This window comes from Breoghania corrubedonensis (assembly GCF_003053845.1).
In the GTDB taxonomy this organism is placed as follows: domain Bacteria; phylum Pseudomonadota; class Alphaproteobacteria; order Rhizobiales; family Stappiaceae; genus Breoghania; species Breoghania corrubedonensis.
Genome location: NZ_QAYG01000002.1, coordinates 375,452 through 390,312, shown reverse-complemented (window position 1 = coordinate 390,312; position 14,861 = coordinate 375,452). Strand labels below are relative to the sequence as shown.

The following is a 14,861-nucleotide window of genomic DNA, read 5'->3' as shown; positions in this document are numbered from 1 at the left end:
GAAATACAACTTTGCCGTTGATGGCATTACGTAATAATTGTCGACTTCCCGCATTGCGTGCATCATGGGCACATGACCCACGTTTCGCGCCGCATTGAAATAACGAAACCAGATGGCAAGCCGGAGATCGTTTCCGAAGAGACTTTCGCGTCACTTGATGCGCCGCTTATCTTGCTTGGAGAACCTGGCGCTGGAAAGTCCGAAGCTGCATTGGCACTTGCGAAATTGCCGGACCGCGCATTTTTTACGGCCGATCGCCTCGCGACGGGCGCACCGGCTCCGAGCCTCGAAAACAGCATTCCTGTCATTGATGGCCTTGATGAAACGCAAGGCATTGGCTTGGAATCCCCCCTGCTCAGCATTCTCCGGCGCCTCGAACAGCTCCAGATCCCATCCTTCGTCCTGACCTGCCGCGCGGCGGACTGGGCCGATGTCCAAAATGACCGCACGGTCCAAAACTGGTTCGGCAAGAAGCCGGTCGTTGGCCGCCTGCAACCTCTCGACGATGCCGAAATCGTGGCAATGGTCGGTGCTTTCGCCACGTACCCCGAGGGCGGGGAGGCTTTCCTCCGAGCCGCCGAAAGCAAAAGTGCAACGGACCTGGCCCGAAACCCCCAAGCATTGAAACTGTTGCTGACCGCGATCAAGAAAAATGGTTGGCCTCGCACGAAGACCGAACTTTATCAGAGTGCCTGTAGAAGCTTTGCGGCCGAGGAGAACGCGATCCATAGGTCGCTGAATGCGAACCGCCCGAGTATCAACGAGATTCTCTCAATCGCCGGTTTCGTTTGTGCGCAACTGCTGCTGTCAGGCAAACGCGGCGTGAATGTCGACGGCCGCGAGGACGCGCTCTTTGTTAGGCTGGCCGACCTTGCGGACGCTACGACGGGCTATGAGGAGATTAACGCCGCCGTTTCCTCCCTGCTGTTCAAATCTTCGGGGGCGAGCCATGCGGAGCCGTATCACAGGACCGTCGCCGAATACCTAGCGGCGGTATGGTTGTCCGAGCGCCTGCGCTCAGGAGCCTTGTCCATTCGCAGGCTGGAAACCCTCCTGTACAAGAACGGTCATGTACCGAGGCCGCTCCGTGGTGTGCATGCTTGGTTGGCGACGCTCGATCGTGGCGTTACGACGCGTCTCGTCCCTCACGATCCTTATGGCTGTTTTCGCTATGGCGATATTGAACAGTATTCCGTCGAACAGGCACGGCACCTCTTCGGAGAGCTTCAGAATCTGGCCGCGATAGATCCGCATTTTCGGAGTGAGGATTGGGAAGGCCAAGTCGGAGGCGGACTTGCGCGACCCGAGCTTCGCGACGACATCGTGACTCTCATCCGAAATTCCGATGTTCCCTACCAGCTCTCGATGGTCATTCTGGAATCCCTCAAGGGAACGGATTTAGCCGCCTCGATGCGGGAGGAGCTGCGGGCGGTCGTTCTCAATACAAAGATGGCTTACGTGAGCCGTGATCGCGCGCTCGCTGCACTACGTGTAGCCAGTCCGGACGAGGATTGGCGAGGTCTGGCCCAGTTGCTTATCCGAGATGGAGATCATGGCTCCGCGCGGATGGCTGTGGGGATCGCCACTGACGAATGCGCGCGGTTCACCGGCGAAGGAATTGCCGAGATAACAAATGCGTATGACGACGTGAACGAAAACAGCTCACGGAATCTCTCCCTCGGGATCGCATATCGGCTATTGCCGAAAATGTCTCAGGAACAGCGCAACGCTGCGCTTGCCGTTTACGCGTCGGCTTTGCCGAATGAGCGCTATAACCGCACGCCCTACGTTCGGAAGATTGAAGAACGGCTTCTCGACACGCTGAAGGCCTATTTGGAACAAGGCGGCCAGCCAAGCGCGCGGGAGCTTTGGCAGTGGTTGCGGCGCGTAACTCGCTACCAATACCGCTCTCAGGGTTGGCAGGCATTCAGCGTTCAGTATTTCAACGAACGGCCGGGTCTTCGGCGCGAGCTTCAATCCCTGGCACTGGCAGATTCCTTCCCCGACGTCGGCAGGATGATGAATATCTATCTAGGCGATATGAGTTCGGGTCTGACGCTTCAGGAAAGCGATCTCGCCTTTCATCTTGAGGCACTTGTCGCGAAGGAATATCAATTAAATGATTTTATTGAGCGGTGGGGTGTATTTTCGGAATGGATTTTCATCAATCAGAGTTTTACTGGCCTGGCTGAAGCGGTTGCCCGTCGGCAGGCCCGAACACGGCCCGAGCTGCAAGCCCTCATTGACGAAATCACCAATCGACCGCCTCCGAGCTGGGAACGTGAGGAAGAAAAGAGACAGCGACGCTGGGAGGCGGAGCAAAGGCGGAAGAATAAGGTTCGTTATCGCAATTTCGCCGCCATTCGGGACGTGATGCGCGAAGGACGGCATCTTAGTGCCCTGAACGATATTTCCACCGCTTACATGGGGCTCTTCATCGACATTAACGAAATTGACGATCCCGTCAGCCGAGTTGAATGGTTGGTTGGACCGGAAAACGCAGAGGCCGCCCTTCAGGGGCTTATTGCAGCCTGCTGTCGAACGGATCTTCCGACGCCTCGCGCCATCGCGACGCTCGAAGCGACCGAAAATAAGGTCTATCACCTTGCGAAGATCGCATTGGTAGGTTGCGCTTTGCAGCAAGCGCAAGGCGGTGATTTGAAAACGCTTCCTCGCGAGACCTTGCTCACCGCGCTCACTGCCTCTCAATGGGGGCTCTATGCGAATGACAAAATGCTGCCTAGCAGCCTTGATAAGACGCTGATCGAACTTCTGTTCGACGATGTGGAGGAAATGGAGCCTTTCATTCGTGACACCATCGAGCCCTTTCTTTTCGCAGGGAAGAATCATGTCATGGGGCTGTCCGATGTTATGGGGATGGAATCATATGCAGGACTGGCGGCCAAACTCGCTGTCGAATGGCTTGCCCGGAGCGGGGAAATGTCCGTGCAGGCATTGCGACAGATCCTGCAGGCAGCCCTTGCTCTATCAGACCGGGTCGCCTTGTCGGACATGATTGCGGCAAAGTTACAGGCGGGCGTTTGGCCTTCTGCCGAACATCAGACACTGTGGTGTTCTGTAGCGTTTCTTGCAGGATTTGATAAATTTAAAGAATATTTCGATTGCGAATTTCAGAATAACTATAAAATGATTTCTGATATTAGATCTGTGTGCTCACAAAAGAATGAAAATTTGCCAGATTCTTTATCTGTCCCTCAATTGGCTTTTTTGATTGAAAGTTATGCGGACAGCTTTCCTCATGTTGACCTTCCTGGCGCCGGGTGGGGTGAAAATGCCCCCTACGAAAGCGCTCGTTTCGTCGACTCCTGCATCACAAGCCTGGGAAATATTCAGACACCGGAAGCGCAGAGCGCACTGGAACGCCTGGTGGCCGGGGTGGAATTGTCTAACCATATCGACCATGCGCGTCACGTTCTCGCGGAGCATACACGTACCATGGCCGAAGCCGACTGGGCCACTCACACTTTTGAAGATGTCCGCCATGTGCTTTTGGGGGGCTCGCCGCAAAACATCGAAGACCTTCAAGGGCTCGTGATGGACCAACTCGAAGCCATGCAGGACCGGGTGCGGAACGGCAGTTTCAACGCGGTACGTCCGTTCTGGAACGAGGACAGACCGCATCTTGAGAACGACTGCCGCGACCTTATCGCCACCCAACTAGAACCGTATCTCGGCAAACTCGGAGTGAGAGTTCATACAGAAGGGACAATGCCGTCGGATACCCGCTGCGATCTCCTCTGTACTATCGGGGAAATGGATCTTCCAATTGAAATAAAAGGGCAATGGAATCCCGAGATATGGACGGCCGCGAGCGAGCAGCTCGAAGGCAACTACTCGCGTCATTACCGGGCCAGCGGCCGAGGGATCTACCTTGTGCTCTGGTTTGGCAACGTTGCTGGTTCCAACCCTCCCGGCATTCGCGCACGCGGGCGGCTTGCGAGCGCAACCGCCGTACTCGAAGCTCTGCCCGAGCGTTCGCCAAAGCCGATTTCGGAGCGAACCAAACTCTTCGTGTTGGACGTGTCAACGTCGCCCGGCGATCAAAAGAAGGCGGATAAAAGGACGGCAAAAGTCAAAGGCAGCCGGTCAGCAAGCACAGCATAACGAGCGCAGCCGAAAGCCAAATCCGCCCAGCCAGGCGGCTTCTGGCGGTGAGCGCCTGCTCGACGAGGATCCATAGCAGTAAAAAGCCGGGCATCACCACATAATCACCAGCTCGGGGTATTCGGTGACGATGGAGGGGCGGAACGGGTCCTGCTCGAGGTAGGCCGGCCGCCATATGTAGCGAAACTGTTCCTGGTCCAGCCACTGCTCCAGTGCCTTTGCGGAGTCGGTGCCCGACAAGTCAAACGGGTAGCCCTGGACGATACGATAGTAGCGATAGCCGAGGGAAGCCGCTTCATGAATCGCGTTGGCGACGTTAGCCGGTTCGAACAGCACCTTCGACAGGCTTCGGCGGGCACTCATCGCCATGACATAGTGGCTCTCGGCGCGTTTCATCGGAAGGCACTCCCAAGATAGGTATCCGTGATCTTGAGGCGCGCGTGGCCGAGCTCGGCCGACACCTGCCGCCGGGCGGCGCGATCGGCGGCGCGCTCTTGCTCCGTCATGTCCTTCCAGGCCTTGCCGCCGGCAAGCGGGCAGGGGAAACCGGTCAGCGTCAGGTAGCGCTGTTGGGCGTAGGTGTGTCGGAAGCCGTGAATGTTGCGGTAGCCCGCCTTGTGGGTCTGGTACTCGTAGCGTTTCATCTGCTCGACGTAGGACAGGCTCGGGGGGATAAGTGAGCCGCGGCCCTTGATGAAGGTGGTGATCCGGTAGAGCACTTCGCGCTGGTGTGACGTGGTGATGGGGACGGTGCGGGCGCGGCCGCCCTTCGTCCAACTCGCCTGTAAGGCGATGTGGTCGCCGCGCATGGCCTTCTGCGGCTGGAACTTCATCGCCTCCTCGCGCCGGAGGCCGAAGGCGACCTGGAGCAGGACCGAGGCTTTCACATAGGGGCATTCGAGGCTTTGGAATTTGCGGGGATCGAAGGTTTTCGCGCGGTTGCGCTGGACTTCGCCGTGTTCGGCGACTCCGTAGTGGCTGTTCTCGCGGTGAACTACGTTCGGCTTGTTGATCTTCTCGGCCCACCAGCGCAGCCAGGTCAGGCGATTGCGGATGCTGGCGTCCGACTTGTCCTCATCGAGCCAGCGCTCGACCAGGGCGTCGACGTGTTTGGGTTTGAGGGAGGCGGCGGCGGGGAGGCGGTAGCCGAAATCGCTCAGTTCCTTTGCCATTGCGGTCAGGCCGCGCCGTCTGTTGGTTTGGGTGCCGTATGAGCCGTCCCGGTTGCGGTGGCACAGCCGCACCAGGTCCATGGTCAGGTCGTCCATCGTGCTCGTTTCCTCGTTAAAGGGTGAGTGTTGATGGCCGATGCCTGTCCGTAGATCAGGTCATCCCGCGAAGGTCATTCGCGGCCGGGGGCCGGAATGCGTTAGTCTCCTTTTCTGCGGCAAGAGCCTCCCGAACCGGCGGGGAGCCGGTCGTTATGGTGTGCCCTGTTGGGCATCCGGCACCCAGTGGGGTGTCGGGGAAGGGGGCGCCGCCGCGGCGGCGCGCGTACGTTGTGAGCGCGCATGGCTGCTCTCCTCTATCAATGGTGAAACGGTGGGTGAGATGGATCAGGCGTTTGCGTGATCTGGGGGGATTGTGAACGGTGCTGGCTTTTAAGTGCCAGCGTGTTTTGAAGAAAATGATGGGGTGACGTGGCCCTGTCGGGCCGCGTCATTTAGGCGTCGTGTGGCAACATTTGCTGAAAGGGGGCGGATTCCGTGGGGATGCGCGGGTCCGTCACTCCCCGACGGGTCGGCGAGTGACGGCCCGCCTGCCGCCCGCAACGTCGGACATGGTATGTCAGACGTCGTCCCGCCGGTGCTGCGCGCGTCACGGCTGTGTCACGCCTGCATTCGTGAGCTTCACGGCGGAATATCGGCACGGTGACCTGCCCCGCCAACCCGCAAGTCGTGTGCCGCCGCTTGCGCGGTCTCCCGAGCACAGACTTGCGGAACGCCGGGTAGGGCAGGCCGTTTGGCGCCGACCGCCAAGGGAAAGCTCACGCCATACGGGCGGAAGGGGCGCGGGCTGCGCTCGGCTCAGCGGGAGAAGAGCGGGCGGTGGCCTGGAGCCGATTTCGTGAGGTCTCGATGGATTTGGAAGGGAACGTATCCCCCGCCGTCCACCTAGTGGGCGGGTTTGAGCCTCTCTTCTAGGAGAGACCCCGTAACTCGTTGACGATGGTGGTCGTATGTAGAACGCACAATTCAAAATCAGCGTTGTAATTTGTTCAATAAATGCAAATTTTCATATGTTGCATTTCACAAAAGTTAAATTAAAAATAGGAAGATGAATCTTCAGAAACTTAGATCTTTTGGGGGGAGTAGGTTTGGAACAGCAGAGAGAAAAAATTTCTCGGGGAGAATTGATTTTATCTGCAAGGGAGGCACTCGGCTACAGCATTGTAATGATGACCGCCTTATTCAGCGGATATTGCTCAAGAGCCGCTATTTTTAAAGACGCAAAATTAGAAATTGAAGTCGTTACCGAAAATAAATTATACATTGGAATGCTTTTCGGAATAGCTTTAATTTTGTTCTTTATGCGAGCAATAATACTAGATCCGAAGGATTTAGATGGATTAGAAGATCTAAAAGAAAATAAATATGTCGGATATTCTTCTTTATTTCTGTATATTCCTATTGTTATAGCGTGCGGATTTGTTTTTTATGCCTCGATTGATTTATACACTGGGGTTTATGCATTAGCAGTTCTCGCATCTGTAATTTTTATCTGGGCAAAAACCTCTATAGAGGAGAAAAAATCAACGCCAGAGCAGCATTTTGTTTGGAAAATTTTCTTTCCAGCTCTTTCAATATGCACCGGTTATTTTTTAATTGGCTGGGGCGCGGCTGGGGTTTCTGGATCGCAGTTATCAATACTAATTATATATTTATTTCTTTTTACTTTAATATTTGTTTATGTAAGAAAAATTTCTTACACTATCGTACCTAAACTTATCGCGATAAACTTACTATTGCCATCTCTTCTGTTCGTAGCATATTTTTTTAACTTTTGTGAGAACTTATCTCTAGGGAGGCCCGAGTTTTTTCTGGCTATGATTTGGACCTTGAATGTTGGTGTATTTGAAATTATTAAACAACCTAAAATTTTCCGCGATGTAAAAAATCATCCTGAAAGTAACTCTTTTCAGGCTTATTACGTTTCTGGAGCAAATTGGTCAGTTCTTTTATTTTTACATTCGACGGCTATCTATCTCTTTACTTTTAAAAGCGAAATTATTTTGGTGTACGTCGTTGTTTGCATATCTTTAGCTCTAGTTTGGACGTTTTATGAGGATAAATTAGAATCAAGATTACAAAATTTGATGCTAATTTCCGGTTTTCTAGTCCCTACTATTCTTTTGTTTATAATTTATGTTCAGGGGATATCGTATCCAAAAGAGGAAAGTTTTTCATATGTCCCCAACACAGGGAATCTGGCTACTGTAATAGGGTTGTTAATTACGGTTTTCTTTGTCGTTTACGCCGAAAATTACGCAAAGTTTTCGAAATTATACGAGAGTAACGCGCTGTTCTCTCAGAGAAATTATTGCGTAATGTTGATTCCTGTAGTATTGATTGTCCTGATGGTGTTTATCTTTTCAGCCTTGGGTATTTCGCATCTGCTATATGGGGATGCGCCCATTCGCGTGGTTTGGAATGCTGACGCCATTCTGACAATTTTTCTCATTGAAATGGGAGTTGTCTTTGCTCTTAGTTTGTGGCTCAGAGGAATGAACGACGATAGCGACGGCTCGGGGAACCTAGGATCGGATTCCGGTCCGACGCCCGGCCAAGGCAACGCAAATAATATGAATAAAAATCCACTGTCCCCCTCATCTCGCGGCGTAAGCGCTTTTGTACGGCCGGCGACATCGTCTCTTGCTGGAGCCCTGTCGGTCGCATCATTCGTTTCAGGTGGCGGTAGTTCGCCAGTTCAGATTTTTGGGGCCTTTTTGTTGTCAACTTTAATATGTATGTTTGGGTTTGCAGTTAACGATATTTTTGATCAAGATAAAGATCTGGTTGGGCGCCGATATGATAAGCCGTTGGTAAGTGGACTTCTCTCGAAGCCTGCAGCGTTAAGAATTACATTTGGACTATTTTTCGCAATTTTGGTTGTTGGATCAGTTCTCGATTCGCATATATTTGTATTGTCTATTATTGGTATTTTAGCTTTGCTGGGTTACTCGCCGATTGCGCGTTCCAAGCCGTCCATAAAGGGATTGTATACTGCGCTACTAACATGTATTCCATTTATCATTGGGTACTCTCTTGCTGACTCACAGGTCCCGTTCGATTTTATTCTAATTTTACTTGTGTTTATAACAGGGCGCGAAATACTAATTGATTTAAATGATCAAGAAGCAGACATGCGAGCGTCGCTTAGAACCATCCCGGTAATTATAGGGCGTAGAGAGTCAAGATTTCTTAGTTGGGCGCTTATGATCTTTGCGATTGGGTCGGGGATTTTTATAGTCGAGAGTAATATTAGTAGAGTAGTTATGGCCGCGTCTCTATTGGCTTTGTTGACGGTAGCTATCTTTTTCCGAAAAAGTGACTCTAGGGCGATTGGCTGGAGCCGAATTCCTATGGCTCTATCAGTCGTAGCTCTCTTCTGGGCATGAAGCGTTACCAGCCTCTGTTGCCGCCGATTGTGCTACTTATCGCGGTTTTCGCGGTTTGGATTGCACAATCCGTCGGTATTCTAGAAGATTCAAACACTTTGTTGGAGAAGTTGACAAGTTTGATATTTAGCTATGGCGCGGGCCTTATTTTGATTGTCGCTGCCGTCGAAAACATAATTATATTAAACGTATACTTTCCCGGGTCGGTTGTTATTTTGGGGATTATGGCTTCAACTCATGGGCAGTTGGAAAGGGCCATATATGTATTCCTATTGATTTGGGTCGGCCAATTAATAGGGTTGATCTTTAGCTGTTTGAGCGGTCAGATCTATGGATTTCGTGGTAAGGCAAGAACTGCAGAAAAAGCGCGTATGCTTGTTCTTTTTTTACTTTTCTGGCACCCACACACTGCTTCCGCAACGGCGTTCGCGCTTGGTGAAAAACGTTTTCCGTGCAGGTTCTTAATTTGTACGCTTGCTTCACTCATTTGGAGTGTTTTTTGGGCGATTGTTATGTATTTTGGAGTGGGTTCGGTAGTATATGAAATCGGATGGGACTACATAAGTGGTATTTTTGCATTTTTGTGGCTCGCTTTGGAGCTAAGATCACTTCGCCGAAGTGGCAAAAAAGTGTAGATTTAGGGTGTATTTTAAGAGTAAAATTCGTTTCATAAAAGGTGATGTTGGCCTATAATATATAGAACTCTCTGAATTGTGCTTCGGCTAACGCCAAACTCACGGGCGATTTTTGAAGTCGGTTTGCCCTTCAATCTATCTTTGCGAATCTGCCTCTTTTCAGCTTCTGAAAGCTTCGGCTTCCTGCCGAATTTAACGCCCCGCTTTCGTGCGAGCTCGCGACCGTGAGCGGTGTTCTCCAAGATGCGTCGACGCTGCCACCGTGCAGCCCAGCCGACAAGAAAGACAATGAGATCGGACATTTCAGATGTAGTGTCGATGAAGGGTTCATCGAGGAGTTTCAACGCGGCGCCCGCCTGCCTTACCGTCTGAAGGACATTTAACAGGTCGAGAGGGTCTCGGGCGATCCGGTCAGTGGCCGTTGCCAGCAGAAGGTCACCTTCGCACAGACCGTTCAGCAGTCTAGCGAGTTCGGTTCGGCTCTCGCGGCTCTTGCCGCTGGCTTTCTCTTGGAAAATCCGAGAGCAACCGGCAGCTTTCAATTTGTTGAGTTGATAAGTTAAGTCCTGGGTCCTGGTGCTTACACGAGCGTATCCCAACACTCTCGATGAGTGTACACCAGCATATTGATTTTCTTGGGTCGAGGTGCTCGCCAATTGGCTTCTTTCTATTGCGATAGATAAATATTAAAAAGTTACGACTTTTGCAACACTTCAAAATCTGTTTATGTGTTCTTGAATCAAAACAACTTCTTGGCTGCGAAAGCTGGCTTGGTGCTTGAAACCTGCCGGCTGCGGAGGCGGTCAAAATTCGTGATTTTTGACTATCACCGAGGCCCGATGTTCCTGATAGGAAGGGCCTACAATGCTCAGTGTCTCTCGCTACGGCTGGAAAGCAGCCGTCGTCATTATCCCTCTTCTGATATTGGCTGGCTGCGGAAGAGCACCGTCTGCCAAGAACATTGCCGATGCGATCGGTAGCTACAAGGTCGACAATGTCTCATGCAATTCGGTGTCCGGTAGGCGCGGAGTGTACGTCTGCTCGTTCCGGGAGAGTGGGTCCCTTATGAACTCTGTAGCCCGCTTTCAGCAGGTTGATGGAAAATGGCGAGCTGTTCGGTAACGGTTCGGCCTTTTCCTGCTCACTTCCTATGTGACCCGGTGTTTACGCTCGTGGACGGATTGTCCTCGCCGCGCTCCCAGGCTTCAAGGTTCTCCAAAGGCACGCAGCCCTGGCCGCGTCCTCCAGAGGGAGAGACGCGGTCGTGCGAGCCCAGATCAAGAGCTCTTTTTCAACGAGGGCTTTGGTTCGTTCGGCCATGATGGAATCATGGCATGAGTGTCAAGATTGGCGACAAGAATGCCACCGTGCGCCTTAACAAGTGCCGCGCCCTAAGGCATTCGTGCTGCACGCTCGGCAATACGCACCAGGGTGATCAGGTCAGTGCTTTCCCAACCAGTTCAATCGTTGTCACTGAAACCCCACATTGCCGGGCCAGCGGCTCCCAGTTGGCCAGTGCGTCACGGGTCCGTTCAAGGGCATCGGTGATCGTGGCTTTAGGCAACTTGGCGGTCTTTCCGAGCTTCGTTAGATGGTCGACCGTGGGGTTTTTGCCTTCGCCCATGACCATGGTGCTCTGTTCGCCGCGGGGGCCGTTGGAGAATGTCAGATCGTAGGCGGGGGCGAGCTTCCACGTTCCGGACGCATCCATCAGGAAGCTGAAATTCTTGCTGTGGTCGTCGCGGTTGTGGGCGAGCACGTTGAACACGGCGAGGCGGTACATCTTCTCGACCTCGCGCACATCTTTGGTCAGCAGGCCGGTGAGGGCGAGCAGGTCTTCATAGTCGAGCGCGGGCGTGCGGAAATCCGCATGCAGCAGGCCGCAGGCGGTGTGCATATGCAGGCGGTTGGTGCCGTTGCGGTCAAATCGTCGTGTGGCGAAGTAGCCAGCGCCTGTTGTGGCCGGGAACAGATGGACGTCGGGTATGTCGATGCCGGCTTCCCGGGCCATGAGGGCGTAGACGTATTCGACAGCGCCGGCATCACTGCCGTCCTGGCTCGTGCCGAATTTGACGAGCCAGGGCTCGTAGCCTTCCGGCAGGTTGCTAATGCCGTGGGAGATGGTGCGGCGCTCGGAGTCGAGACCGATCAGAGCTTTGGGGCGTGCCCCGGCTGACGAGCCGTTGAGGGTCAGAAGCTCTTTCAGGACGCCTTCGGCCTCGCCCGCGAGCACCTCTTGCGCTTGTCGAGCGAGTTCGTCGAGGTTGAGCGCGCCTGCGGCGTCCTCCAAACTGTAGTCGGGCTCATAGACCAGCGCGCCCATGCCGGTGCGGCCCACATGGGCCAGCCGGTCAAGAGGTGTGAGGCTTTCCGGGGCGATGCCTTGGGAGCGCGCGAAACGGTCGAACAGAAGTCGCCCCCAGCCGTCCGGCAGGCTATCGTTGAACACCCCCGGCAGCCCGTCGAAAAGGGGGGCTTCAAAGGTGGAGAGGCCTGGCTTCAGCGGCAATCGCAGAGGGGAGATATCCAGTCCCCGCTTGAGGAAGCTCGCGTCGTACTCGAAGTAGATTTTGCGATCGCGCGTTGCCAGCCGGCCGACGGGAATGGTGGTACCTTCGAAGTCGAGGCCGATGCGGATTTCCGCGGCAGAGAGGTGCCTGTTCATCCGCGGCGACCCCGTTTGCGGGCTTGTTTGCCTTGTTCGGCTTTGAGGACGTCGTCAATGGTGCGGAACGGTGCATCCTGCGGTTCGAGGGCTTTCACAATCTCTTCCATCCCACCGACCACGAGGAGAAGTTTCAAGAACGCTTCGAGCGAGATCTCGCTCTTCTGCTCGAATTTGCGCAGGGTGGAGAGCGGAACGCCCGAGCGGGAAGCAAGGCCTTCCTGTGTGAGTTCCATCGCAAGCCGGCGCGCGCGAACGTGGTCCGCAAGCTGCCGCTGAGCGTGGGATGGGGTAACAACTAATACCATTATGTTAATATAGCACCTTATTCCAAGATAACTGACATTATAGGGTTAGTTGTTTGAATTGGCAACATCCGTGCCCAACCTGCCGATGGCTTCGCGCGGCTAAGCGTCATGGCTGCGGCGTCCCAGGAGGCGACGCAGATATAACTGGCTCTCGGCTTCGGCTTCCAGGTGAACGCGGTCGTTGGGGAAGCGCTCCATTGCCTGCTGGGTCGCTTGGTTGATAAGTTCGGCATCGGATAGATAGTCTGGGCAACGTTCGCCAACCCTCTTGAAACCAAGAAGGGACTTCAGTCTAGCGAGTAAGCGGAGCATGGCATTATTCTGGGGGAGAATGCGTATGCCGGCAAATACTTTGTCTTCGTCCCATCTTGAAAAGGCCCTTGAGGTAGCCCGAGCCGAACGGGAAATTGCGACTGCACGCCTTTGCCGGCTTTATCGGGATGCCTTCGAAGATGGCGATCGGGCGATACGCACCCACGGCAAATTGATCGCAGAGCGTGGTGTGGACGCAACAATCCGCATTCTTGAACAAGATGACGGCCTATTCGGGCGCTCGTGGCATTTCGGCTGGATGCGCGGGGGTATGCTGGCGCAGGGCAATCGCGAGGAGGCGTTGGCATCCTTGCGGGAGCTGCCGGAGGCGGTTCGGGAGCACCACAGCCTGTTCGTGCGCGAGAAGGACCTTGAACGCGCCTACGAGGCTGCTCGCGAACGGGAGGGGAGGCAGCACATTCGGGCGGCCAAACTCGAACGGTTGGAACCGGATCGGGAGCGCGACAGGTGAGTTTGGCCAAGAGAGGAGGCGGTCTTTCAGAAATCCTTTAGAGTTGCGTCCATTCTGATTTTGACAGCTTTGCCAATGCAGCTACCCGCCTATGCCGGGACCGTGCGCGTTGTCGACGGCGATACGCTGGAGCTCGCTGGCACGATGTACCGCTTGCAATGGGATCGATGCGCCCGAAGCCGGGCAGACCTGCAAGAAACTGAACGGCGGAACGCGGCGGTGCGGCCAGGCTGCGATCAAGGCGATGGAAGACTTGGTCGTTAGGAAAGAGGTCGCATGCGATCGCCGGGACCAGGACCTCTACGGTCGTACGGTTGGCGTTGGAATTGCGTTATGCAATGCTGTCAATCTCGGCGACTGATTGAAACTCGCTCAGATATTCATGACGGTTCTGCTTGAGCCAATGAACAATATGCGGATTCGAAAGCATCTTTGCGATGTAGCCCTTCGCAACGGTTAGATGGAGATTGTCGATCCCGTAGCTTTCTTCGACCGACTTAACCTGGCTTTGCAGACTCGCCAGTTCACGCTCCATTCGGGCCATCTGCTCAGATGTTACCGGGTTACCACGTGTCGGCTTCTTCTTTCGCGGGTCTATCAACTGGCTTTCGGGCGTGGCTGCCAGAAGAGCTTGGGCGAACATGGTCGAATAATTATTTTGCCCAACCATCAGATCGGCGGCCTCAACTTGGCGTATCGGTGCCATCTGGCGCATAAGCTCAAAGGTCTTCATGGGACAATTGGTTTCCTTGAGCAACTGGACAGCCTCTGCGCAGATGCCGTCGAGCATACGAAACCGGCGCCTGATTGTGCTGACATCTAGTTCGAGTGCTTCGGCGATTTTCTCGGCAGGCACGCCCCGATCCATCGCGCGTACAATCATGCGGTGCTCTTGCACAGCAGAGAGGCGGTTGATGCGTTTGTTATAAGTATAGGCCTCGTCGTCAGTAGAAATGAGGCATTCTACTTTATCGAGGCCCATATCTCGTAAGGATTCGACGCGTAGAAGGCCGTCGAGAAGAAAGTACATGCCTTTATTTTTTGTGTCGTGGGTTACTACCGGAGGTTCTACCAAGCCGATCGCGCGTACGGAGCTTAGGATCTGAGCATATTTCCTGCTGTCTTTTGCGCCAGAACGCAACGATTTAAGTGGAATTATTTGATCAAGCTTCAACAAAACGATATCGCGTTCGAACCCGAGCCGCACTCCGACTCCCTTTTTCTTGTCGTCGCTCATGAAAGGCTGTTTCCGTCAATTCGCATTTTGAGCGCGCGCGGCATAGTTTCCAGCCGTTCGGCACGAAGAAGTGTCGTGAAGCCATCGTCGGCAAGCAGTTCCTTGAGCGCCTCGACGATGAAGAGGAGCTTGGCCTGCGCATAGTTCGCCTTCTTGACGAGGATTCGCTGCTTCTCAGCCTCGGTTTGATATAGCCGCATCAGATCGGCTGCCGTAATCTTTCGACGCGGTGAGGTTCTGCCGAGACCGTTGTCTGAAATGCCCTTGTGGCGATGCATGCGTTGGTCGAGCATGCGGCGCACTGTAGCGAGCTTTTTACCTTTTATTTTGCCTGCAGCGTATGCATCCATCAGCAGGTTCTGGACTTCGCTGTGATCGGCTCTAGCGATGTTGATTGCCAAGCTGATGGGGATGAGACCGGTTTCGACCGCTGATAACAACCGCTCCTCGCCGTTTCTCAGGAGAACCACGATCATGTTGACCCAACTC

Annotated in this window: 12 protein-coding genes; 5 read left to right on the top strand and 7 right to left on the bottom strand. The window is 53.9% G+C overall.

Annotated features, from left to right (window positions below):
- Nucleotides 1-72: 72 nt before the first annotated feature.
- The gene (gene eruA / locus C8N35_RS09975) at nucleotides 73-4,125 is read left to right on the top strand and encodes an NACHT domain-containing antiphage protein EruA (RefSeq protein WP_146177371.1); all 4,053 of its coding nucleotides are present in this window, start codon (nucleotides 73-75) and stop codon (nucleotides 4,123-4,125) included.
- 93 nt (nucleotides 4,126-4,218) lie between these two features.
- Here eruA and C8N35_RS09970 read toward each other — a convergent pair whose 3' ends face one another.
- A complete protein-coding gene (locus C8N35_RS09970) occupies nucleotides 4,219-4,521 on the bottom strand; it encodes a hypothetical protein (RefSeq protein ID WP_107989520.1) in 303 nt (100 codons plus the stop codon).
- Nucleotides 4,518-5,393, bottom strand: a complete 876-nt coding sequence (locus C8N35_RS09965; RefSeq protein WP_107989519.1) for a phage integrase N-terminal domain-containing protein — start codon at nucleotides 5,391-5,393, stop codon at nucleotides 4,518-4,520. Before C8N35_RS09965 ends, C8N35_RS09970 begins: the two co-directional genes overlap by 4 nt.
- Before the next feature lie 1,049 nt (nucleotides 5,394-6,442).
- Here C8N35_RS09965 and C8N35_RS09960 point away from each other — a divergent pair.
- Both C8N35_RS09960 and C8N35_RS23625 read left to right on the top strand, forming a co-directional pair.
- Nucleotides 6,443-8,743, top strand: coding sequence for a UbiA family prenyltransferase (locus C8N35_RS09960; RefSeq protein ID WP_146177370.1), 2,301 nt, complete (start codon nucleotides 6,443-6,445; stop codon nucleotides 8,741-8,743).
- A complete protein-coding gene (locus C8N35_RS23625; protein ID WP_146177369.1) occupies nucleotides 8,740-9,378 on the top strand; it encodes a hypothetical protein in 639 nt (212 codons plus the stop codon). The genes C8N35_RS09960 and C8N35_RS23625 overlap by 4 nt, the downstream gene beginning before the upstream one ends.
- Nucleotides 9,379-9,410: 32 nt before the next feature.
- Here the strand turns inward: C8N35_RS23625 and C8N35_RS09955 are convergent, their stop codons facing one another.
- The 3 genes from C8N35_RS09955 to C8N35_RS09945 form a co-directional block, all read right to left on the bottom strand.
- On the bottom strand, nucleotides 9,411-10,034 hold the full coding sequence (locus tag C8N35_RS09955) for a recombinase family protein (RefSeq protein ID WP_245926745.1): 624 nt from the start codon (nucleotides 10,032-10,034) through the stop codon (nucleotides 9,411-9,413).
- A gap of 779 nt (nucleotides 10,035-10,813) precedes the next feature.
- The gene (locus tag C8N35_RS09950; protein WP_107989516.1) at nucleotides 10,814-12,043 is read right to left on the bottom strand and encodes a type II toxin-antitoxin system HipA family toxin; all 1,230 of its coding nucleotides are present in this window, start codon (nucleotides 12,041-12,043) and stop codon (nucleotides 10,814-10,816) included.
- Nucleotides 12,040-12,351: a helix-turn-helix domain-containing protein gene (locus tag C8N35_RS09945; RefSeq protein WP_107989515.1), complete on the bottom strand. Its 312-nt coding sequence runs from the start codon at nucleotides 12,349-12,351 to the stop codon at nucleotides 12,040-12,042. The genes C8N35_RS09950 and C8N35_RS09945 overlap by 4 nt, the downstream gene beginning before the upstream one ends.
- A 337-nt stretch (nucleotides 12,352-12,688) precedes the next feature.
- On the opposite strand from C8N35_RS09945, the gene C8N35_RS09935 reads away from it, so the two are divergent.
- Nucleotides 12,689-13,135, top strand: coding sequence for a hypothetical protein (locus C8N35_RS09935; RefSeq protein WP_107989513.1), 447 nt, complete (start codon nucleotides 12,689-12,691; stop codon nucleotides 13,133-13,135).
- A 91-nt stretch (nucleotides 13,136-13,226) separates the two neighbouring features.
- The gene (locus tag C8N35_RS24500; RefSeq protein ID WP_146177368.1) at nucleotides 13,227-13,496 is read left to right on the top strand and encodes a thermonuclease family protein; all 270 of its coding nucleotides are present in this window, start codon (nucleotides 13,227-13,229) and stop codon (nucleotides 13,494-13,496) included.
- Here the strand turns inward: C8N35_RS24500 and C8N35_RS09925 are convergent.
- The gene (locus C8N35_RS09925; protein WP_107989512.1) at nucleotides 13,467-14,372 is read right to left on the bottom strand and encodes a plasmid partitioning protein RepB C-terminal domain-containing protein; all 906 of its coding nucleotides are present in this window, start codon (nucleotides 14,370-14,372) and stop codon (nucleotides 13,467-13,469) included. The two genes, C8N35_RS24500 and C8N35_RS09925, sit on opposite strands and share 30 nt — an antisense overlap.
- Nucleotides 14,369-14,848 (bottom strand): plasmid partitioning protein RepB C-terminal domain-containing protein, encoded by a 480-nt coding sequence (locus tag C8N35_RS24430; RefSeq protein ID WP_342753494.1) that lies wholly within the window; start codon nucleotides 14,846-14,848, stop codon nucleotides 14,369-14,371. Before C8N35_RS24430 ends, C8N35_RS09925 begins: the two co-directional genes overlap by 4 nt.
- Nucleotides 14,849-14,861 lie beyond the last annotated feature (13 nt).

Coding starts and splice junctions, on each gene's coding strand:
- eruA (WP_146177371.1), top strand. CDS start 73: ATGACCCACGTTTCGCGCCGCATTGAAATAACGAAACCAGATGGCAAG.
- C8N35_RS09970 (WP_107989520.1), bottom strand. CDS start 4,521: ATGAAACGCGCCGAGAGCCACTATGTCATGGCGATGAGTGCCCGCCGA.
- C8N35_RS09965 (WP_107989519.1), bottom strand. CDS start 5,393: ATGGACGACCTGACCATGGACCTGGTGCGGCTGTGCCACCGCAACCGG.
- C8N35_RS23625 (WP_146177369.1), top strand. CDS start 8,740: ATGAAGCGTTACCAGCCTCTGTTGCCGCCGATTGTGCTACTTATCGCG.
- C8N35_RS09950 (WP_107989516.1), bottom strand. CDS start 12,043: ATGAACAGGCACCTCTCTGCCGCGGAAATCCGCATCGGCCTCGACTTC.
- C8N35_RS09945 (WP_107989515.1), bottom strand. CDS start 12,351: ATGGTATTAGTTGTTACCCCATCCCACGCTCAGCGGCAGCTTGCGGAC.
- C8N35_RS09935 (WP_107989513.1), top strand. CDS start 12,689: ATGCCGGCAAATACTTTGTCTTCGTCCCATCTTGAAAAGGCCCTTGAG.
- C8N35_RS24500 (WP_146177368.1), top strand. CDS start 13,227: ATGCCGGGACCGTGCGCGTTGTCGACGGCGATACGCTGGAGCTCGCTG.
- C8N35_RS09925 (WP_107989512.1), bottom strand. CDS start 14,372: ATGAGCGACGACAAGAAAAAGGGAGTCGGAGTGCGGCTCGGGTTCGAA.
- C8N35_RS24430 (WP_342753494.1), bottom strand. CDS start 14,848: ATGATCGTGGTTCTCCTGAGAAACGGCGAGGAGCGGTTGTTATCAGCG.